Source organism: Xenophilus sp. Marseille-Q4582, assembly GCF_916700565.1.
In the GTDB taxonomy this organism is placed as follows: Bacteria; Pseudomonadota; Gammaproteobacteria; order Burkholderiales; family Burkholderiaceae_C; genus Xenophilus.
This window is the reverse complement of record NZ_CAKAKO010000003.1, coordinates 825987-845520: the sequence shown is the minus strand read 5'-3', so window position 1 is coordinate 845520 and position 19534 is coordinate 825987. Positions and strand designations below refer to the sequence as shown.

18 protein-coding genes and 1 pseudogene are annotated in these 19534 nt (G+C 69.6%); 13 read left to right on the top strand and 6 right to left on the bottom strand.

The features are described from left to right. Positions 1–5 precede the first annotated feature (5 nt). From hflC to LG388_RS14620, 5 genes are all read left to right on the top strand, one after another. On the top strand, positions 6–905 hold the full coding sequence (gene hflC, locus LG388_RS14640) for a protease modulator HflC (RefSeq protein WP_225783449.1): 900 nt from the start codon (positions 6–8) through the stop codon (positions 903–905). After that, on the top strand, positions 902–1090 hold the full coding sequence (locus LG388_RS14635; protein WP_225783448.1) for a DUF2065 domain-containing protein: 189 nt from the start codon (positions 902–904) through the stop codon (positions 1088–1090). The genes hflC and LG388_RS14635 overlap by 4 nt, the downstream gene beginning before the upstream one ends. 180 nt (positions 1091–1270) lie before the next feature. Continuing rightward, positions 1271–2428, top strand: coding sequence for an ATP phosphoribosyltransferase regulatory subunit (locus LG388_RS14630; protein ID WP_225783447.1), 1158 nt, complete (start codon positions 1271–1273; stop codon positions 2426–2428). 39 nt (positions 2429–2467) lie between these two features. Next, the gene (locus tag LG388_RS14625) at positions 2468–3799 is read left to right on the top strand and encodes an adenylosuccinate synthase (RefSeq protein WP_225783446.1); all 1332 of its coding nucleotides are present in this window, start codon (positions 2468–2470) and stop codon (positions 3797–3799) included. A gap of 46 nt (positions 3800–3845) precedes the next feature. Next, positions 3846–4370, top strand: coding sequence for a phosphoribosyltransferase (locus LG388_RS14620; protein WP_225783445.1), 525 nt, complete (start codon positions 3846–3848; stop codon positions 4368–4370). A gap of 99 nt (positions 4371–4469) precedes the next feature. On the opposite strand, the gene LG388_RS14615 is transcribed toward LG388_RS14620, so the two are convergent. Together LG388_RS14615 and LG388_RS14610 are read right to left on the bottom strand one after the other, a co-directional pair. Beyond that, the gene (locus LG388_RS14615) at positions 4470–5957 is read right to left on the bottom strand and encodes an NAD-dependent succinate-semialdehyde dehydrogenase (RefSeq protein WP_225783444.1); all 1488 of its coding nucleotides are present in this window, start codon (positions 5955–5957) and stop codon (positions 4470–4472) included. 26 nt (positions 5958–5983) lie between these two features. Continuing rightward, positions 5984–7207 (bottom strand): iron-containing alcohol dehydrogenase, encoded by a 1224-nt coding sequence (locus LG388_RS14610; protein WP_225783443.1) that lies wholly within the window; start codon positions 7205–7207, stop codon positions 5984–5986. Positions 7208–7403: 196 nt separating this feature from the next. Here LG388_RS14610 and LG388_RS14605 point away from each other — a divergent pair, with 196 nt between their 5' ends. The 6 genes and pseudogenes from LG388_RS14605 to LG388_RS14580 all read left to right on the top strand — a co-directional run bounded on the left by LG388_RS14605 (position 7404) and on the right by LG388_RS14580 (position 12329). Next, complete coding sequence (locus LG388_RS14605; RefSeq protein WP_225783442.1) at positions 7404–8096, top strand: GntR family transcriptional regulator; 693 nt, start codon at positions 7404–7406, stop codon at positions 8094–8096. Between the two features lie 8 nt (positions 8097–8104). Then, a pseudogene (locus tag LG388_RS14600) lies at positions 8105–8542 on the top strand (ATP-binding cassette domain-containing protein); the annotation flags it as partial. Then, entirely contained in the window at positions 8535–9638 is a 1104-nt protein-coding gene (locus LG388_RS26825) for a sugar ABC transporter ATP-binding protein (protein WP_370630167.1), read from the top strand. The pseudogene LG388_RS14600 and the gene LG388_RS26825, both read left to right, overlap by 8 nt. Next, complete coding sequence (locus tag LG388_RS14590) at positions 9635–10630, top strand: ABC transporter permease (protein WP_225783441.1); 996 nt, start codon at positions 9635–9637, stop codon at positions 10628–10630. The genes LG388_RS26825 and LG388_RS14590 overlap by 4 nt, the downstream gene beginning before the upstream one ends. A 76-nt stretch (positions 10631–10706) precedes the next feature. Further along, positions 10707–11651: a substrate-binding domain-containing protein gene (locus LG388_RS14585; RefSeq protein WP_225783440.1), complete on the top strand. Its 945-nt coding sequence runs from the start codon at positions 10707–10709 to the stop codon at positions 11649–11651. A gap of 84 nt (positions 11652–11735) precedes the next feature. Continuing rightward, on the top strand, positions 11736–12329 hold the full coding sequence (locus LG388_RS14580; protein ID WP_225783439.1) for a DJ-1/PfpI family protein: 594 nt from the start codon (positions 11736–11738) through the stop codon (positions 12327–12329). A gap of 125 nt (positions 12330–12454) precedes the next feature. Here the strand turns inward: LG388_RS14580 and LG388_RS14575 are convergent, their stop codons facing one another. Beyond that, on the bottom strand, positions 12455–13330 hold the full coding sequence (locus LG388_RS14575; protein WP_225783438.1) for an alpha/beta hydrolase: 876 nt from the start codon (positions 13328–13330) through the stop codon (positions 12455–12457). A 67-nt stretch (positions 13331–13397) separates the two neighbouring features. Here LG388_RS14575 and LG388_RS14570 point away from each other — a divergent pair, with 67 nt between their 5' ends. Further along, on the top strand, positions 13398–14594 hold the full coding sequence (locus tag LG388_RS14570) for a cystathionine beta-lyase (protein WP_225783437.1): 1197 nt from the start codon (positions 13398–13400) through the stop codon (positions 14592–14594). 66 nt (positions 14595–14660) lie between these two features. Here the strand turns inward: LG388_RS14570 and LG388_RS14565 are convergent, their stop codons facing one another. Further along, positions 14661–15716, bottom strand: coding sequence for a kelch motif-containing protein (locus LG388_RS14565; RefSeq protein WP_225783436.1), 1056 nt, complete (start codon positions 15714–15716; stop codon positions 14661–14663). Between the two features lie 75 nt (positions 15717–15791). Here LG388_RS14565 and LG388_RS14560 point away from each other — a divergent pair, with 75 nt between their 5' ends. Continuing rightward, positions 15792–16700 (top strand): LysR family transcriptional regulator, encoded by a 909-nt coding sequence (locus tag LG388_RS14560; RefSeq protein ID WP_225783435.1) that lies wholly within the window; start codon positions 15792–15794, stop codon positions 16698–16700. A gap of 21 nt (positions 16701–16721) precedes the next feature. Here the strand turns inward: LG388_RS14560 and LG388_RS14555 are convergent, their stop codons facing one another. Further along, complete coding sequence (locus LG388_RS14555; protein WP_370630179.1) at positions 16722–18506, bottom strand: long-chain fatty acid--CoA ligase; 1785 nt, start codon at positions 18504–18506, stop codon at positions 16722–16724. A 193-nt stretch (positions 18507–18699) separates the two neighbouring features. Continuing rightward, on the bottom strand, positions 18700–19515 hold the full coding sequence (locus tag LG388_RS14550) for an ABC transporter ATP-binding protein (RefSeq protein ID WP_225783434.1): 816 nt from the start codon (positions 19513–19515) through the stop codon (positions 18700–18702). Positions 19516–19534: the final 19 nt, after the last annotated feature.

Sequence of the window (19534 nt, the reverse complement as noted above, 5' to 3'; positions counted from 1 at the left end):
CCCACATGAACAGAATCGGATTCATCGCCGCCTCGGTCATCGTGCTGCTGATGGCGCTCAGCTCCATGGCCTTCGTGGTCGACCAGCGCCAGTTCGGCGTGGTCTACCAATTGGGCCAGATCAAGGAAGTCATCACCGAGCCGGGCCTGAAATTCAAGCTGCCGCCGCCGGTGCAGAACGTCTCGTACATCGACAAGCGGCTGCTGACGCTGTCCAGCCTGGACACCGAGCCCATGCTGACGGCCGAGAAGCAGCGCGTGGTGATCGACTGGTACGTGCGCTGGCGCATCGTCGATCCGCAGGCGTACATCCGCAACGTGGGCCTGGACGAGAACGCGGGGGCCGTGCAGCTCAACCGCGTGGTGCGCAACGCCTTCCAGGAGAACATCAACAAGCGCACCGTGCGCGACCTGATCTCGGCCCGCCGCGAGGACGTGATGAACGACGTCAAGCGCGAGGTGCTTGCAGTGGTGCGCGGCGGCAACTCCTGGGGCATGGACATCGTGGACGTGCGCGTGACGCGCATCGACTACGTGGAAGCCATCACCGAATCGGTCTACCGCCGCATGGAGGCCGAGCGCAAGCGCGTGGCCAACGAACTGCGTTCCACGGGCTTTGCCGAAGGTGAGAAGATCCGCGCCGACGCCGACCGCCAGCGCGAGGTGACGGTGGCCAATGCCTACCGCGACGCCCAGAAGATCAAGGGCGAGGGCGACGCCCAGGCCGCGGCGGCCTATGCCGACGCCTTCGGCCGCGATGCCCAGTTCGCCCAGTTCTACCGCAGCCTGGAAGCCTACAAGCAGAGCTTCAACAAGAAGGGCGACGTGATGGTGCTCGACCCCTCGGGCAGCGATTTCTTCCGGGCCATGCGCAGCGCCGGCCCTGCCGGCGCCGCCCGGCCGTGAGCGCAGAGGCCTTCTGGACTGCACTGGCGCTGGTGCTGGTGCTCGAAGGGCTGCTGCCCTTCATCTCTCCCGAAGGCTGGCGGCGCGGCTTCAGCCAGCTGATGCAGCTGCGCAACGGCCAGCTGCGCTTCTTCGGGCTGTGCTGCATCCTCGCCGGCCTCGCGCTGCTCTGGATCGTGGGCTGAGCCCGCCGAAGACACTTTTTCCCCCTCCCAGCCGGCAAGCGCAGCGAAGCCCCCAGGGCACCTCCCGGGACCGGCTTTGCCGGACCGTTGGGTGCGCCCCTTCGGGAACCGGAAGGGGGGAGCCGCGAAGCGGCCGTTCGATCCCTTTAGAATCCCTTTTTAACCACGGCCTGTTTCGCCATGTCCGCCTGGGTCCTCCCGGATCACCTCGCCGATGTGCTGCCTTCCGAGGCGCGCCACATCGAAGAACTCCGCCGCCAACTCCTCGATACCGCCCGTGGCTATGGCTACGAGCTGGTGATGCCCCCGCTGCTGGAGCATCTGGAATCCCTGCTATCCGGCACGGGCGAGGCGCTGGACCTGCAGACCTTCAAGCTCGTGGATCAGCTCTCGGGCCGCAGCATGGGCCTGCGGGCCGACACCACGCCGCAGGTGGCCCGCATCGATGCCCACCTGCTCAACCGCCAGGGCGTGGCCCGCCTGTGCTACTGCGGCCCGGTGCTGCATGCGCGGCCAGATCGCCCGCACGCCACGCGCGAGCCGCTGCAGTTCGGCGCCGAGATCTACGGCCATGCGGGCCGCGAGGCCGACCTGGAAGCCCTGCTGCTGGCGCTGGACTGCCTGTCGGCCGCCGGCATCTCCCGTCCCATCGTCGACCTGGCCGACGTGCGCATCGTGCGGGCGCTGTTCGCGGGCGTGATCGTCTCCGCCGAAACCATCGCGCAGGTGCATGCCGCCCTGGCCGCCAAGGACGCCAGTTCGCTGCGCGCGCTGACACGCGACTTCCCCGCCGCCGCGCGCGAGGGATTGCAGGCCCTGCCGCAGTTGTATGGCGACGCGCGCGTGCTCGACGAGGCGGCGCAGGCACTGAAGGCCACGCCGGGCGTGCAGGCCGCGCTGGACAACCTGCGCTGGCTGGCCGATTCGCTGCAGGGCGCCGAAGTGAGCTTCGACCTGGCCGACCTGCGCGGCTACGCCTACTACAGCGGCGCGCGCTTCGCGATCTATGCCGAAGGCGCCTCGGATTCATTGGCCCGCGGCGGCCGCTATGACGAGGTGGGCGCGGTGTTCGGCCGCAACCGGCCGGCCGTGGGCTTCAGCCTCGACGTGCGCGAACTCGTGCGCGTGCTGCCCACGCGCCCGCTGCGCGCCGCCGTGCGCGCGCCCTGGTCCGAGGATGCCGGCCTGCGCGCCGCCATCGCCGCCCTGCGCGCGCAGGGCGAGACCGTGGTCTGCATGCTGCCGGGCCACGAGAGCGAAATCGACGAATTCCAATGCGACCGCGCGCTGGTGCAGCGCGCCGGCCAGTGGACGGTCCAGGCCGTCGCGGCCGCCTGAGCTTCCCGAATCTCCCACCAGCGATACACACATCACATCATGAGCGTGACTACCGGACGTAACGTGGTCGTCGTCGGCACCCAATGGGGCGACGAAGGCAAAGGCAAGCTGGTCGATTGGCTGACCGAGAGCGCCCAGGGCGTGGTGCGCTTCCAGGGCGGCCACAACGCGGGCCACACGCTGGTCATCAACGGCGTCAAGACGGCCCTGCACCTGATCCCCAGCGGCATCATGCGCCCGGGCGTCACCTGCTACATCGGCAACGGCGTGGTGCTGTCGGCCGCCAAGCTGTTCGAGGAAATCGAGGGCCTGGAGAAGGCCGGCGTGGAAGTGCGTTCGCGCCTGCGCGTGTCCGAAGCCTGTCCGCTGATCCTGCCCTTCCATGCCGCGCTGGACGTGGCGCGCGAGGCCTACCGCGAAAAGGGCGGCATCGAGAAGATCGGCACCACCGGCCGCGGCATCGGCCCGGCCTACGAAGACAAGATCGCGCGCCGCGCCCTGCGCGTGCAGGATCTGAAGCATCCCGAACGCTTCGCCGAGAAGCTCAAGGTGCTGCTGGAGCTGCACAACCACGTGCTCACGCAGGTGCTGGGCGCGCCGGCCATCGACTTCGACACCGTCTACGACGAGGCGATGAAGCACGCCGAGCTGCTCAAGCCGATGATCGCCGACGTCTCGCGCGAGCTGAACGAGGCGCATCGCAACGGCGCCAACCTGCTGTTCGAAGGCGCGCAGGGCACGCTGCTGGACGTGGACCACGGCACCTACCCCTACGTCACCTCCAGCAACTGCGTGGCGGGCAATGCCGCCGCCGGTGCCGGCGTGGGACCGGGCCTGCTGCACTACATCCTGGGCATCACCAAGGCCTACTGCACGCGCGTGGGCGGCGGCCCGTTCCCGACCGAGCTGGACTGGGACGTGCCCGGCACGCCTGGCTACCACATGAGCACCGTGGGCGCCGAGAAGGGCGTCACCACCGGCCGCTCGCGCCGCTGCGGCTGGTTCGACGCCGCGCTGCTCAAGCGCTCGGCGCAGGTCAACGGCCTGTCGGGCCTGTGCATCACCAAGCTGGACGTGCTGGACGGCCTGGAAGAGCTCAAGCTGTGCACCGGCTACGAGCTGGATGGCGAGCACATCGACATCCTGCCCATGGGTGCCGACGAAATCTCGCGCTGCGTGCCCGTGTACGAGACCCTCGAGGGCTGGAGCGAAAGCACCGTGGGCGTGACCCAGTACGAAAAGCTGCCCGTGAATGCGCGCCTGTACCTGCAGCGCATCGAGCAGGTGACCGGCGTGCCGATCGCGATGATCTCGACCAGCCCCGACCGGGACCACACGATCATGATGCGTCATCCGTACCTCGCGGACTGACCGCTTGCCCCGAATACGCCCACCACGATCCCACGGAGAAGAGCCCATGCTGACCGAAGACGGCAAACACCTGTACGTGAGCTACGACGAATACCACAACCTGATCGAGAAGCTCGCGATCAAGGTGCACCAGTCCGGCTGGGAGTTCGACAACATCCTGTGCCTGGCCCGCGGCGGCATGCGCCCCGGCGACGTGCTTTCGCGCATCTTCGACAAGCCGCTGGCCATCATGTCCACCAGCTCCTACCGCGCCGACGCCGGCACGGTGCAAGGCCACCTGGACATCGCCCACTACATCACCACGCCCAAGGGCGAGATCGCGGGCAAGGTCCTGCTGGTGGACGACCTGGCCGATTCGGGCCACACGCTCAATGCCGTGGTGGAACTGCTCAAGACCAAGTACACGCCCATCACCGAACTGCGCAGCGCCGTGCTGTGGACCAAGGGCCTGTCGACTTTCACGCCCGACTATTCGGTGGAGTTCCTGCCCACCAACCCGTGGATCCACCAGCCCTTCGAAGGCTATGACTCGCTGCGGCCCGAGAAGCTGATGGAGAAGTGGAAGGTCTGACCTGCGGACCTGCCTGCGCCTGGCAGGCATGAAAAAGCCGCTCCCCGGAGCGGCTTTTTTCGTCCCGGACCAGGTAGACCCGAAGGCCGGGCGCCGGGTTCAGAAAGTGGTCGCGATGTACTTGGCCTCCATGAACTCGGCGATGCCATGGTGTTGGCCGCCTTCGCGCCCCAGTCCGCTCTGCTTGACGCCGCCGAAGGGCGCCGCCGGGTCGGACACCAGGCCGCGGTTGAGCGCCACCATGCCCGATTCGAGCCGCGCCGCGACGCGCATGCCCCGGGCCACGTCGCGCGTGTAGACGTACGCGGCCAGACCGTACTCGGTGTCGTTCGCGCGCTCGATGGCTTCATCCTCGGCGTGGAAGCGCGTGATCGGCGCGACGGGGCCGAAGATCTCCTCGTGCGCCATGTCGGCGTCCAGGGGCACGTCGGCCAGCACCGTCGGCGGGTAGAAGTAGCCGGTGCCGTCCGGCGCACGGCCGCCGCCGAGCACGCGTGCGCCGCGCGCCATCGCGTCGCGCACCAGGCGGTCGATCTTGTGCACGGCCTTGCGGGTGATCATCGGTCCACATTCCGTGGCGGCTTCCACGCCGGGGCCCACGCGCAGCGCGGCCATGCGGCGCGCGAGCCCCGCGGCGAAGGCATCGTGGATGCCGGCCTGCACGTACAGGCGGTTGGCGGCCGTGCAGGCCTCGCCGGCGTTGCGCATCTTGGCCACCATGGCGCCGTCGAGCGCCGCTTCCAGGTCGGCGTCGTCGAAGACGATGAAGGGCGCATTGCCGCCCAGTTCCATCGAGCACGAGATCACATGTTTGGCCGCCTCGGCGAGCAGCGTGCGGCCGACGCCCGTGGAGCCCGTGAACGACAGCTTGCGCACGCGCGGGTCCGCCAGCATCGCGGCGGTGAGGGGGCCCGGGTCCGAGGTGGTCAGCACATTCACCACGCCGGGCGGCACGCCCGCCTCTTCGTAGAGGGCGGCGAGCGCATAGGCCGTCAGCGGCGTCTCGCTGGCGGGCTTCAGGATCACCGTGCAACCGGCCGCCAGGGCCGGGGCGATCTTGCGCGTGGCCATGGCGGCCGGGAAGTTCCAGGGCGTGATCAGCACGCAGATGCCGATCGGCGCGTAGTCCACGATGATGCGGTTGGTGCCGGAGGGCGCGGTACCGAACTCCCCGGTGATGCGCACGGCCTCTTCGGCGTTCCAGCGGAAGAACTCGGCGGCATAGGCCACTTCGGCCCGCGCGTCACGCAGGGCCTTGCCGTTTTCCAGCGAGATGAGGATGGCCAGTGCGTCCGCGCGCTCGGTCATCAAGGTGAAGCAGCGGCGCAGCACTTCCGAGCGCTGCCGTGGCGGCGTCTCGCGCCATCCGGATGCCGCGCGCGCGGCGGCCTCGACCGCCGCGCGCGCGTCTTCGAGGGTGGCGTCCGGGACGCGTGCGATCACGGCTTCGGTCGCCGGGTCGATGACCTCGATCTCGCGGCCGCCGTGGGCGGCGCGCCACTCGCCGTCGATGTACAGGCCTTGAGGCAGGGCGCCGATGTCGAGGGAGGCGGCTTCGGTCGGCAGGGAGGCTTGCGGTGCGTTCATGGAGAAGTCCTGGATGAGCGAGGGGTTCAGAGGGCGGCGGCGGCCAGGTCGCCGTCGTAGGCTGCCTGGACGAGCCGGCGCATGCCGGCCGGGTCGATGGGACGGGGGTTGTTCTTGATGAGGCGCTGGATGCCGATCGCCTGCTCGGCGGTCCATTCCAATTGGTCCGGGGCCAGCCCCAGGGCCGCCAGCGTCGGCGCGATGCCGATGGCCGCGAAAAGGCGCGCGACTTCGCGGATGGCGGCATCGGCCTGTGCATCGGTGCTGCCCGTGGCCGGCAGGCCCAGTGCCGCGCCGACCTCGGCGAAGGCCGGGGCTGCCGCCGGCCGGTTGTAGCTCATCACGTAGGGCAGCATCGCCGCCACGCCCATGCCGTGCGCCGTGTCCGTGAGCGCGCCCGCGGGGTACTGCACCGCATGCGCGGCCGCGGTGCCCGCCGTGCCGAACGCGCAGCCCGCAGCGAGCGCGCCCATCATCACGTCGGCGCGTGCCTCGCTGTCCGTGCCGTCGGTCACCGCTCTTTCCAGGCTGCGGCCCAGCAGGCGGATGGCATAGAGCGCGAACTGATCGGTCAGGGCGCTCTTGCCGATGAAGACGTTCTCCTGCGCCAGGGACGCGTCGGGCGCCTTGCGCGCGGCGGTGAAGGCCTCGATCGCATGCGTCAGGGCGTCGGCGCCGGCAATGGCCGTGAGTCCGCGCGGGCAGCTCCAGGTCAGTTCGGGATCGCAAAGCGCCATGGCCGGAATCAGGTAGGGGCTGGAGATCCCGATCTTGAGCGTGCGTTCCGGGTCCCCAACCACGGCCACGGGCGTGACCTCCGAGCCGGTGCCGGCCGTGGTCGGCACGGCAATGATGGGCAGCACCGGGCCCGGCACCTTGAACTCGCCGTAGTAGTCCTGCAAGGCGCCCCCGTGCGTCAGCAGCAGCGACACGCACTTCGCCATGTCCAGGCAGCTGCCGCCGCCGATGCCGATCACGAGATCGGGCGCGAAGTCGCGCGCAGCCCCGGCGCTGCGGGCGGCGCTTTCCCGCGGCAGATCGGGCTGCACGCCGTCGTCCACGCGCACCTCGATCCCGGCGGCACGCAGCCCGGCGAGGATTTCAGCGAACACCTCGGTGGCGGCCAGCCGCGCATCGGTGCAGATGAGCGCGCGCTGCCCCAACTTGCGCGCGACAACGGGCAGGGCCTGGCGCTGCCCGGCGCCAAACAGGATTTCGCGGGGCAGTCTCAATGCGGCGAAGAGGGTCACTTGAAGAGGTCCTTGAGTGGGGTGGGGAGAGAGCCGTGGATGCAGCCGGGTGGATTCCAGGCGCATCGCTCAACACGCACGCCGGACACAAAATTTGTGTCTATATCGGATCCTATAGGATATAGTATCTGACATGCCAGCGCTTGTCCTGCTTCGCGCAGGATCCGGCGACAGCCCGCAGGAGATCTCCCAGCCCATGCAAACCGTCCACGCCACCCCTTCCGTCCCGGGCACCGGCGTCATCCCTCGCGCCGGCAGCCTGGCCGAGGACGTGTACGACGCCATCTTCAACCAGCTGATGGCGCTGAAGATCGCACCCGGCGAGCGCATCACGGTGGACGCGCTGGTCAAGGAGCTCAACGTCTCGCACACGCCGATCCGCGAGGCCCTGGGCCGGCTGGAAGGCGAAGGGCTGGTCGTGAAGCAGCACCTGGTCGGTTTCCGGGCGGCGCCGCAGATCACGCGACGCCGTTTCGACGAGCTGTACGAGCTGCGCCTGCTGCTCGAGCCGCCCGCGGCGGCGAAAGCGGCGCTTGCCATGAATGCCGAGCGGCTTGCGCTGCTGCACGAGACGGCCGGCGTGATGGCCCGCGGCGAGGGGGACGACGAGCGCCTGCGCTACTCGGCCTTCGCGCGGCAGGACGGCGTGTTCCACGACAGCATCATGAAGTTCGCCGGCAACGAACTGGTGCAGGAGGCGCTGGCGTTCCAGCACAGCCACTTCCACATCTTCCGCCTGATGTACCACCGCCGGGTGACCGAAGAGGCGCTGGACGAGCACCAGGCGCTGCTGGACGCCTTCGCCGCCGGAGATGCCGAGGCTGCCGCGGCCGCGATGCGCGTGCACATCAAGCGCTCGCGCGACCGCCTGCTGCCCGCATTCGACTGAAGTCCACCATGCCCGCACCGACCGAGCCCGGGCAGGCGCGCCCCCTGCTGCGCGCAGAGAAGCTGGCCAAGCAGTACGGCCCCGTCACCGTGTTGTCGGACGTGACGCTGGACGTCTTTGCCGGCGAGATCCACGCCATCATCGGTGAGAACGGCGCCGGCAAGTCGACCCTCATGCGCCTGCTCTCGGGCTATGTGACGCCCAGCGCCGGCGACCTGTGGCTCGACGGCGCGCCGGTCTGGTTCGACACGCCGCACCAGGCCCAGGACGCCGGCATCGTGCTGGTCCACCAGGAGATCCTGCTGGCCGACGGCCTGACGGTGGCCGACAACCTCTTCCTGGGGCGCGAACCCGTGCGCCGGGGCGTGGTGGACGACCGGCTCATGCGCCGGGTGGCGGCCGAAAAGCTCGCGGCGCTGGGCTGCCACATTTCCCCCGATGCCCTCGTGCGCGACGTGTCGCTGGCCGACCGCCAACTGGTGCAGATCGCGCGCGCTGCTGGACGAGCACCGCGTCGTGATCTTCGACGAGCCCACCGCCGTGCTCACCGGCGACGAGGTGGAGCGGCTGCTGGCCATCATCCTCGGGCTCAAGGCCAAGGGCATCGCGGTGCTGTACATCAGTCACCGGCTGGACGAGGTGCAGCGGCTGGCCGACAAGGTGACGGTGCTGCGCGATGGCCGCAGGGTCGGCACGCACCCGGGCCGCACGCTCAGCCAGATGGACATGGCGCACCTCATGGTGGGCCGCGAGCTTTCCGCGCTGTACCCGGCCAAGACCGCCACGCCGGGCCGCGAGCCGCTGCTGCGCGTGCGCCACGCCTCGGTGCCGGGCCATGTGCGCGACGTGTCCTTCACCCTGCACGAGGGCGAGATCCTGGGCTTCGCCGGCATGATCGGCGCCGGCCGCACCGAGCTTTTCGAAGGGCTGGTGGGCCTGCGCCCGGCGACGGCCGAGGTCGAACTGCGCGGCGGGCCGCTGACCCTGCGATCACCGCGCGCGGCCATGGAAGCGGGCATCGGCTACCGCACCGAGGACCGCAAGGGCAAGGGCCTGCTGCTGCATGAAACGCTGGCGCCCAACCTCACGCTGTCGGCGCTCGGGCGCTTCCATCCGGGCGTTTGGCTCAGCCGGCGCCGCGAGCGCGCGGCCTTGCAGGAAGCGGTGCGCGACTACGACATCCGGCTCAAGAGCCCGCGCGCGCATGCGGGCCAGCTCTCGGGCGGCAACCAGCAGAAGCTGCTGCTGGCCAAGGTGATGCTCACGAATCCGTCGGTGGTCGTCATCGACGAGCCCACCCGCGGCATCGACATCGCCAACAAGGCGCAGATCTACGCCTTCATCCAGCAGCTGGTCGGCGAGGGCAAGGCGTGCATCGTCATCTCGTCGGAGATGCAGGAGCTGATCGGCCTGTGCGACCGCATCCTGGTCATGCGGCAGGGCCGCATCCAGGGCGAACTGGCCGGCCAAGACATGACCGAGAAGAACATCGCGCTGCTGGCCACCAGCGGTGCCCCGACCCTTGAGGAGACCGTTGCATGACCGCCATCACCCAGGCCGCCCCGATGCCGCGCGAGCGCGGCTTCAGTCTTCCGCTGGCCGACGCCGGGCCCTTCATCGCCCTGGCGGCGCTGCTCGTGATCGGCTACCTGATCAATCCCGACTTCCTCTCGGCGACCAACCTGAGCAACGTCGTCGCGCGCAGCGCCTTCATCGCGATCATCGCGGTCGGCGCGACCTTCGTCATCTCCTCGGGCGGCCTCGATCTGTCGGTCGGGTCCATGGCCGCGTTCATCACCGGCGTGATGATCCTGTTCATGAACGGCATGGCGCCGGCCTACGGCAACTGGGCCATTCCTGCGGGGATGGCCGTGGCGCTCGCCGTGGGCCTGCTGTGCGGCCTCGTCAACGGGCTGATCGTCACCGTGGGCAGGATCGAGGCCTTCATCGCGACGCTCGGGACGATGGGCATCTTCCGCGCGCTCATCACCTACATGGCCGACGGCGGCACGATCCCGATCGACCGTTCGCTGCGCGAGGCCTACCGGCCGGTCTACTTCGGCACCGTGGCGGGGGTGCCCGTGCCCATCGTCGTGTCGCTGGTGGTGGCCGCGCTGGGCGCCTTCATCCTCTACCGCATGAAGTACGGGCGGCGTTGCGCGGCCGTCGGGGCCAACGAGGAGGTGGCGCGCTACTCCGGCATCTCCATCGTGAAGACGCGCACCATCGCCTACGTGGTGCAGGGGGCCTGTGTCGCCATTGCCGCCATGTGCTACGTGCCGCGCCTGGGCGCCGCCACGCCCACCACCGGCCTGCTGTGGGAGCTGCAGGTCATCACCGCCGTGGTCATCGGCGGCACCGTGCTGCGCGGCGGCAAGGGCCGCATCTGGGGCACCGTGGCCGGCGCCGTCGTGCTCGAGCTCATCGCCAATCTGATGGTGCTGTCGGACCTGGTGTCCGAGTACCTGGTGGGCGCGGTGCAGGGCGCCATCATCATCGTCGCGATGCTGATCCAGCGGTTCTCGAAGAAGTAACCCGCCTCCCGGACCCCGCGGGTGCAGGAGCGAGGCGGGTCCATCCAATTCATCGACAACGAAGGAGACGACAGTGTTGAAATCCAAATGGCTCTCGGCCGTGGCCTTGTGTGCCCTGGTGGCGGCGGGCGCTGCACAGGCGCAGAAGAAGGTGGTGGCCGTGTCGATCCCGGCCGCCACGCATGGCTGGACGGCCGGGGTGGTCTACCACGCCCAGGCGGCGGCGAAGGAGGTCAACAAGGCCTTCCCCGGCGTCGAGGTGGTCGTGAAGACCTCGCCTTCGGCATCGGCGCAGGTGAGCGCGCTCGAAGATCTGTCGGCCAGCCGCAGCCTGGCGGCGCTCGTGATCCTGCCCTTCAGCTCCGAGGAGCTCACGGGTCCGGTCAGGTCGGTCAAGGGCAAGGGCGCCTTCGTCACCGTGGTCGACCGCGGCCTCACGGACCCGGGCGTGCAGGACCTGTACGTGGCCGGCGACAACATCGCCGTGGGCCGCAACACCGCCAAGTTCCTGGTCGACAAGATGGGCGGCAAGGGCAACCTCGTCGTGCTGCGCGGCATTCCGACCGTGATCGACGACGAGCGCATCAAGGGCTTCCAGGACGCGCTCAAGGGCACCGAGATGAAAGTGCTCGACATCCAGTACGCGAACTGGAACAGCGACCAGGCCTTCAAGCTGATGCAGGACTACCTGGCCAAATACCCCAAGATCGACGCCGTGTGGGCCAACGACGACGACATGCTGCTGGGTGTGCTGGAAGCGATCAAGCAATCGGGCCGCAAGGAGATCAAGTACGCCCTCGGCGGCAACGGCATGAAGGAGATCGTCAAGAAGGTGATGGACGGCGACCCGGTGACGCCGGTGGAGACGCCGTACCCGCCCTCGATGATCAAGACGGCCATCTACATGACCGTGGCCAACCTCACTGCGCAGGTGCCGGTGCGCGGCGCCGTCAAGCTGGACGCGCCGCTGATCACCAGGCAGAACGCCAAGGAATACTACTTTCCGGATTCGCCGTTCTGAGTTTCGTCCGCCGCGGCGGGCACCCCGACGCCCGCCGCGGCATCCCTTGCCTTTCTTCGACACCCAACCCAAGGAACCTCACACATGCCAGGCAAGAAAATCCTGATGCTCACGGGCGAGTTCACCGAGGAATACGAGATCTTCGTGTTCCAGCAGGCGATGGAAGCCGTGGGCCACACCGTGCACGTGGTCTGCCCCGACAAGAAGGCCGGCGACCGCATCAAGACCTCTCTGCACGACTTCGAGGGCGACCAGACCTACACCGAGAAGCTGGGCCACTACGCGGACATCAACAAGACCTTCTCGGAAGCGCAGGAGCAGCTCGACCAGTACCACGCCGTCTATGCGGCCGGCGGACGCGGGCCGGAGTACATCCGAACCGACAAGCGCGTGCAGGCCATGGTGCGGCACTTCCATGAGCACAAGAAGCCGATCTTCACGATCTGCCATGGCGTGCAGATCCTGATCGCCGTCGACGGCGTCGTGCGTGGCAAGAAGGTGGCCGCGCTCGGCGCCTGCGAGCCCGAAGTGCAGCTGGCGGGCGGCACTTACGTCGACCTGTCGCCGACGGAAGCCTACGTGGACGGCACGATGGTCTCGGCCAAGGGATGGACCGCGCTGGCGGCTTTCATCCGCGAGTGCCTGAAGGTGCTGGGCACGGAGATCCACCACCGCTGACCGGCACGGCGCGCGCGCATGCGCGTGGTCGGTGCATCGCTTTGAACGGCGCCTCTCGGGCGCCGTTGTCGTTGCTGCTGTGCCGCTGCCGCCGCGGCTGAGCGGGCCGCAGTGGCCGCGCGTCGTCAGCGGCCGGGCGCCTGCACCATGCGCTGCATCGCGGCGCACAGCGGGCTGGCCGCATCCTCGAAGCCGTGGATGGCGGTGAAATGGTCGGCCTGCGGTTGCGGCAGCGCTTCGCCCGTGTTGCCCGCCGCCTGCCAGGCACCGAGCATGCGAGTGGACTGCTCCTCGAAGGCCGGCTGCTCCAGGCCGCCCCAGCTCAGCAGAAGCGGCGTGCCGCACCGGCGCACCGCGTGCACGGGGCTGTTGCGCTGCACGATGCCCGCGTCGAGCTGCACGGCAGGCTGCAGGTAGCTGTAGCGCAACGGCGCGATGTCATAGAGGCCGCTCACGAGCACGGCGCCCGCGAAGGGGTTGTCCGGCAGGCCGTACTGGGCCCGCCAGGGCGTGTTGAGCAGCATCGCGCCCAGATGCCCACCGGCCGAATGGCCGCCGATCACGACCCGGCCCGGGTCGCCGCCATGCTCGCCGATATGGCGCAGCACCCAGGCCGCCGCCGCGCGCACCTGCCGCACGATCTCGTCCAGCGTGACGGCCGGGCACAGCGCATAGTCCACCAGCACCGTGGTGAAATCCATCGCATGCGGCCCGAAGGCCACCTGGGTGAAGTCGCGTGCGGCGTTGGCACGCCAGTAGCCGCTGTGAATGAAGAAGAACACCGGCGCATCGGCGCGGCGGGCCGGCACGATGTCCAGCGTCTCGGCCAATGTCGGCCCGTAGGGCACCTTGGCACGGTAGGGCAGTTCGCGGCGCGCCTGCTCGCTGCGCTGGGCCTGGTGACGCAAGGCGGCCTCGAGATCCGCGGCGCGCAGTCGCGGGTTGTAGGCTTCATCGATCGCCTGCAGGCTCTCGAAACCGTGGGGCAGGGTCAAGGGCATGCGGCGATTGTGCCGTGCTGCACTGCAGCCGCAACGGGATTCGCATCATCCGGGCTAGCATCGCCGCATGACCCAGCCTTCGACCGAACTCATCCACCATCCATACACGCCGCCCGAGGGCTTCGGCGCGCCGCAGCCGGCCGTGCACAAGGCCTCGACCGTCTATTTCAAGGACGTCGCCGCCATGCGCGCGCGCGACTGGCGCAGCAAGGCCGGCTACACCTACGGCCTGCACGGCACGCCCACCAGCTTCTTGCTCGAGGAACGGCTCGCGACGCTCGAAGGCGGCACCCAATGCCTGCTGGTGCCCAGCGGCCTGGCCGCCATCGCGCTCGTGGGCTTCGCGCTGCTCAAGCGCGGCGACGAGGTGCTGATCCCCGACAATGCCTACGGCCCCAACAAGGCGCTGGCCACGGGCGAGCTGGCCAACTTCGGCATCACGCACCGGCTCTACGACGCGATGGACCCGCAGGACCTGGCCGCCAAGCTGTCGGAACGCACGAAGCTGGTCTGGCTGGAGGCCCCGGGCTCCGTGACCATGGAGTTCCCGGACCTGCCCGCGCTGGTGGCGGCCTGCAAGGCGCGCGGTGTGGTCACGGCGCTGGACAACACCTGGGGCGCGGGCCTGGCCTTCGGGCCCTTTGCGGACGCGGGCGTGGACATCTCCGTCCATGCGCTCACCAAGTACCCCAGCGGCGGCGGCGACGTGCTGATGGGCAGCGTGGTCACGCGCGACGAGGCGCTGCACCTGAAGCTCAAGCTCAGTCACATGCGCATGGGCTGGGGCGTGGGCGCGAACGATGTCGAGGCGGTGCTGCGCAGCCTGCCGAGCCTGCCCCTGCGCTACGCCGCGCATGACCGCGCCGCCCGCGAGCTGGCGCGCTGGTTCGAGGACCGCGAGGAGATCGTGCAGGTGCTGCACCCGGCGCTGGAGGATTCGCCGGGCCACGCGCACTGGGGCGCGCTGTGCGGCGAGCAGGGCCTGGCGGCGGGCCTGTTCTCCGTCGTGTTCGACGCGCGCTTCGGCACCGAGGCCGTGGACCGCTTCTGCGACAGCCTTCACCTGTTCAAGCTCGGCTACTCCTGGGGCGGCCCCGTGAGCCTGGTCGTGCCCTACGACATCGGCCTGATGCGCGATCCTGCCGTGAGCCGCTGGCCGCACAAGGGCACGCTGGTGCGCTTCTCGGTCGGCCTGGAAGACGTGAACGACCTGCGCGCCGACCTGGCGCAAGCGCTGGAGCGCGTGCACGCGGTCGAGGGCTGAGCACCGACTTCTTCAGCGGCAGGCTGCAGCGCAGCCGAGGCATCTGGCGGGCGGCTGACTCCCGGGCTAAGCCAGCTCCAGCACCTCGTGCACGTCGGTGGCCGCGTCGCCGCCCACGCGCCGGCCACCGCCGAACACGTGAATGCGGTGGCCCAGCGCCGCGGCGCCCAGTCCATGGCGCGGCGTGGGCAATGGCGGCAGCGCGGTCCACCGGTCCGCGCCTGGCTCGTACATCCAGCAATCCGCGAACACCTTTGGCTCGGGCACCCATTGCTCGCCGCCGAACACATAGAGCCGACCCCCTGCGGCCGCGGCAGCAAGCCCGCCCTGGGCCTGCGGCATCGGCGCACGCACCGTCCAGCGGTCACGCGCGGGATCGTAGATCTCCAGATGTGGCACGTTCACCTGGCGCAGCGTGCCGTCGGGCTGCGGCAGAGCCTGGCGGCCGCCGACCACGTAGAGCTGGCCGTCGATGACGGCCGACGCCGCGCTGTTGCGCGCCGTCGGCGCCTCGGCGATGGGGGACCACCGGCCGCGCGCCGGGTCGAAGGCAACGCCGCGTGCCGTGTCCACATGCGCGTTGAAGTGGCGCGCGTCCGGGTGGGCGCGTACGCGGCCGCCGACCACGTAGACCTTGCCATCCAACGCAGCCACCACGCCTTCGGCGTTCGGCTGCGGCAGCGCGACGCCGTCACGCCAGCGGTTGGTCGAGGGCTCGTAGACGTAGGTCTGCGCCTGCGCGCGCCAGTTGGGAAAGCCGCCACTGAAGCCGCCGACGGCGTACAGCAGGCCGTCCACGGCTGCCAGCGCGATGTGATGCCGCGCCTCGGGCAGCGTGGCCAGGCGCGTCCAGCGGTCGGTGGCTGGATCGTAGGCTTCCAGGTGCGCGGAGTAGCCGGTGTTGGGGCTCAGCAGCCCGCCGGCGACATAGATCCGGCCGTCCAGCACCTCGGGATAGAGTTCCTGGCGCGCCAGCGAGGCCGGCGCGGCCGTGCGCCAGTGCGGCGTCGGGCCCTGGGCCTGGCCGACTTGCAGCCAGGGAGCGGCAACCAGTGCGGTGCCAAGGCGCAGGGCGGCGCGCCGATGCCGGGAGAAGGAGGAGGGGCGTGTGAGGGCATCCATGTCTCGCATCGTAGGCAGCGTGTGCAAAATGACCAGACGCACAGTGCTGGATGCATTCATTAGCAGGAGTGAACAGTGACCAAGCCGGCCTTGGCCGATCTGGAAGCCTTCGCGGCGGTGGCCCGCCACCGCAGCTTCAGGCGCGCGGCGCTGGAGCGCGGCGTGTCGCCGGCCTTGCTGAGCCAGACCCTGCGTCGCCTGGAAGGGCAACTGGGCCTCGTGCTGCTGCGCCGGACCACGCGCAGCGTGGCGCCCACCACCGCGGGTGAGCAACTGCTGCAGCAGCTGTCGCCGGCGCTGGAGCAGATCCGGGATGCGGTGGACCGGGTGAACCTGCACCGCGGCTCGCCCATGGGCCTGCTGCGCATCAACGCGCCGGCGCCCGTCGCGCAGTTCCTGCTGGCGCCGCTGGTGGCCGAGTTCCTGCGCACGCACCCGCAGGTGGAAATGGAGATCACGGCCGAAGCCGCCAAGATCGACCTCGTGCAAGCCGGCTTCGACGCCGGGGTGCGATTCGAGAGCGACCTGGACCAGGACGTGGTGGCCGTGCCCATCGGACCGCCACAGCGCTATGCGGTCGTTGCCGCGCCCGCCTACCTGATGAACCTGCCGCCACCCCAGGTTCCAGCCGATCTGGCCGACCATGCCTGCATCCGCCGCCGCTTCCAGGGCGGCAGCCTGTTCGTGTGGAGTTTTTACCGAAGGGGCCAGACCGTGCGCGTGGAGCCATCGGGTCCGTTGACCGTGAACGACGCGCAGATCGCCGTCAACGCCGCAGTGGCCGGCTTGGGCATCGCATACGTGCACGAGCAGTACGCGCGGCGCGAACTGCACGAGGGCGCACTGGTGCGCCTGCTGCAGGACTGGTCGCCCGGCCTGGGGCAGCCATTCCTGTACTACCCGCGGCAGCGTTACGTGCCGGCCGCGTTGCGCGCCTTCATCGATTTCGCGAAGGCGCGCGCAGCGGTCCCGGCCGAGAGCTGACAGCCCGGGCGTTCTGAAGACTCAGCCGGCGTACAGCCCCTCGATCTCGGCCGCATAGGCCTTGTAAACACTCGCCCGCCGCACCTTCATCGTCGCCGTCACCTCCCCATCGTCGTGGTCCAGCTCCTTGGTCAGCAGGTGAAAGCGCCGGACCTGCGCCACCTGCGCCAGCCGTTCGTTCCCACGGTCGATCTCGCCCTGCACCAGATCCCGCACCTGCGGCAGCTCCACCAGCGACCGGAAGTGCGTGAACGCCAGCCGCTGCGCCTCGGCCCACTTGCCCACGGTCTCGTAATCGATCTGCACCAGCGCGGCCACGAACTTGCGGCCGTCGGCCACCACGATGCATTCCTTGATGAAGGGGCTGCCCTTCATCTGGTTCTCGATCTCCGAAGGGGTCAGGTTCTTGCCGCCGGCCGTGATCATGATGTCCTTGAGCCGGTCGACGATGCGGATGTGGCCATCGGCGTCCTGCTGCACCACGTCGCCCGTGTGCAGCCAGCCGTCCTGCACGGCGGCGGCCGTGGCCTCGGGACTCTTGTAGTAGCCCGCGAACACCATGTCGCCGCGGATCTGCAGTTCGCCCTGATCGCCGATGCGCGCCTCGACGCCCCGCGTGGGCGGGCCCACGGTGCCGGCGCGCACGTGGTCCACGGACTGGCCCGTCACCATGCCGCTGGATTCGGTGAGGCCGTAGACCTCCACCAGCGGCACGCCCAGTGTGCGGAAGAAGCGCACCACGTCGGGCGGGATGGGCGCCGCGCCCGTCAGCGCCACCTTCGCCGCGCGCAGGCCGATGAAGTTCTGCAGCGCGCGCAGCACGGTCCAGTAGGCCAGCGCAAAACGCGCGCGCTCGGCCAGCGTCCACTGGCTGCGCGGCTTCTCGGCCAACGGCGCGCCGGCGGCCAGGGCGCGCGCGTACAGTGCGCGCTGCAGCGGGCCGGCCTCCTGCATCTTGATGCTGATGGCCGCGTGCAGCTTCTCCCAGATGCGCGGCACGCCCAGGAACATGCTGGGCGCCACCTCGCGCAGGTCTTCCTGCACGGTGCGGATGGATTCGCCGAAGTGCACCTGCGAGCCCAGGTACAGCGGCACGAAGCAGCTCAGCATCTGCTCGGCCACGTGGCACAGCGGCAGGTACGACAGGTGCGTGGTGGCGCCGTCCAGGCCCAGCCGGTCCACGATGCCGGGCACCACGCCGCGGATGTTGCGCCACGACAGCATGGCGCCCTTGGGCGCGCCGGTGGAGCCCGAGGTGTAGATCATCAGGCCGATGTCGTCCAGCGTCTGCGCGGCCAGCGCCGCGTCGATGCGGCCCAGGCCCTCGCGCGCCTGCAGCTCGGCGCCCAGGCGCTCCAGCTCGGCGAACGAGACGATGCGTTCGCGCACGGCCGGCGGGTAGCTGGCCAGGCCCTTGGTCTCCACCACCACGATGCGCTGCAGGCGCGGCAGCTGCGCCTGCGCGTCCAGGATCTTGTCCAGCTGCTCCTGGTCTTCGCAGACCACCACCTCCACGTCGGCATGGCCCACCACATAGGCCACCTCGTTGCTGGGGCTGGTGGGGTACACGCCCACCGTCACCGCGCCGACCAGGCCGGCGCCCATCTGCGCCAGCACCCATTCCACGCGGTTCTCGGAGATCACGCCCAGATGGCCGCCCGCGGGCAGGCCCAGCGATGCCAGGCCCAGGCCCACGTGGCCCGCGCGGCGCAGGTAGTCGGCCCAGGTGATGGGCTGCCAGATGCCGAAGTCCTTCTGCCGGATGGCCACGCGCGCGCCCTGGCGCTGCGCCTGCTCGCGCAGCATCTGGGGCAGGGTCTTGTCGGGGAGTGCCGACACGCTCACGGCTGACAACTCCGCCGCGGGTCGCACGCCGCGGAGCCGACGGCCGCGGAGCAGGCCATGCGCGTGCACGCGCGGAACTGGCTCTGCCAGGCCGCGGCGTGCGCCCCCTTGAGGGGGGAGGCGAGCACACGAAGTGAGCGAGTGACGGGGGTGGTCATGAAAGCCAGCGCTTGCGGCGCTTGTAGTGCTTGAGGTCCTTGAAGCTGCGGCTCTCGCCGCTGCCGCCCACGCCCAGGTAGAACTCGCGCACGTCGGGGTCGGCCGCGAGCCGCTCGGCGCTGCCGTCGATCACGATCTTGCCGCTCTCCATGATGTAACCCGCGTCGGCCACGGCCAGCGCGATGCTCGCGTTCTGCTCCACCAGCAGCATGGAGGTGCCGCGCTCGGCGTTGATGCGCGCGATGATGGTGAAGATTTCTTCCACCAGCATGGGCGACAGGCCCAGCGAGGGCTCGTCGAGCAGGATCAGCTGCGGCTCGGCGATCAGTGCGCGGCCGATGGCCAGCATCTGCTGCTCGCCGCCCGAGAGGTAGCCGGCCAGACCCTTGCGGCGCTCGTGCAGCCGCGGGAAGTAGGCGTACACCGCGTCGAAATCGCGCGGCATGGCCTTGCGGCCGGTCAGCGCGTAGGTGGCGGCCACCAGGTTCTCTTCCACCGTGAGGTCCTCGAACACGCGCCGGCCCTCCATCACATGGGCCAGGCCGCGGCGCACCAGCACGTGCGGCGCCTGCTGGTCGGTGGGCGCTCCGTCGAAGGCGATGCGGCCGGCCTGCAGCGCGCCGTCCTCCAGCGGCAGCAGCCCGCAGATGGCTTTGAGCGTGGTGGACTTGCCGGCCCCGTTGCTGCCCAGAAGCGCCACGATCTGCCCGCGCGGCACGGCCAGCGACAGGCCGCGCAGCACCTGCACGACCTTGTTGTAGACCACCTCGATGTTGTTGACCTCGAGGATGGGGCCGGCCGCTGCGGTCATGTCAGCGAGCGCCCGGCCG

What these genes read in the sequence shown, in the direction of transcription:
- LG388_RS14580 (WP_225783439.1), top strand. Translation starts at nt 11,736, where the DNA reads ATGCCAGGCAAGAAAATCCTGATGCTCACGGGCGAGTTCACCGAGGAA.
- LG388_RS14575 (WP_225783438.1), bottom strand. Translation starts at nt 13,330, where the DNA reads ATGCCCTTGACCCTGCCCCACGGTTTCGAGAGCCTGCAGGCGATCGAT.
- LG388_RS26825 (WP_370630167.1), top strand. Translation starts at nt 8,535, where the DNA reads ATGCCCTCGTGCGCGACGTGTCGCTGGCCGACCGCCAACTGGTGCAGA.
- LG388_RS14630 (WP_225783447.1), top strand. Translation starts at nt 1,271, where the DNA reads ATGTCCGCCTGGGTCCTCCCGGATCACCTCGCCGATGTGCTGCCTTCC.
- LG388_RS14555 (WP_370630179.1), bottom strand. Translation starts at nt 18,506, where the DNA reads ATGCTGCGCGAGCAGGCGCAGCGCCAGGGCGCGCGCGTGGCCATCCGG.
- LG388_RS14625 (WP_225783446.1), top strand. Translation starts at nt 2,468, where the DNA reads ATGAGCGTGACTACCGGACGTAACGTGGTCGTCGTCGGCACCCAATGG.
- LG388_RS14615 (WP_225783444.1), bottom strand. Translation starts at nt 5,957, where the DNA reads ATGAACGCACCGCAAGCCTCCCTGCCGACCGAAGCCGCCTCCCTCGAC.
- hflC (WP_225783449.1), top strand. Translation starts at nt 6, where the DNA reads ATGAACAGAATCGGATTCATCGCCGCCTCGGTCATCGTGCTGCTGATG.
- LG388_RS14565 (WP_225783436.1), bottom strand. Translation starts at nt 15,716, where the DNA reads ATGGATGCCCTCACACGCCCCTCCTCCTTCTCCCGGCATCGGCGCGCC.
- LG388_RS14550 (WP_225783434.1), bottom strand. Translation starts at nt 19,515, where the DNA reads ATGACCGCAGCGGCCGGCCCCATCCTCGAGGTCAACAACATCGAGGTG.
- LG388_RS14590 (WP_225783441.1), top strand. Translation starts at nt 9,635, where the DNA reads ATGACCGCCATCACCCAGGCCGCCCCGATGCCGCGCGAGCGCGGCTTC.
- LG388_RS14620 (WP_225783445.1), top strand. Translation starts at nt 3,846, where the DNA reads ATGCTGACCGAAGACGGCAAACACCTGTACGTGAGCTACGACGAATAC.
- LG388_RS14570 (WP_225783437.1), top strand. Translation starts at nt 13,398, where the DNA reads ATGACCCAGCCTTCGACCGAACTCATCCACCATCCATACACGCCGCCC.
- LG388_RS14605 (WP_225783442.1), top strand. Translation starts at nt 7,404, where the DNA reads ATGCAAACCGTCCACGCCACCCCTTCCGTCCCGGGCACCGGCGTCATC.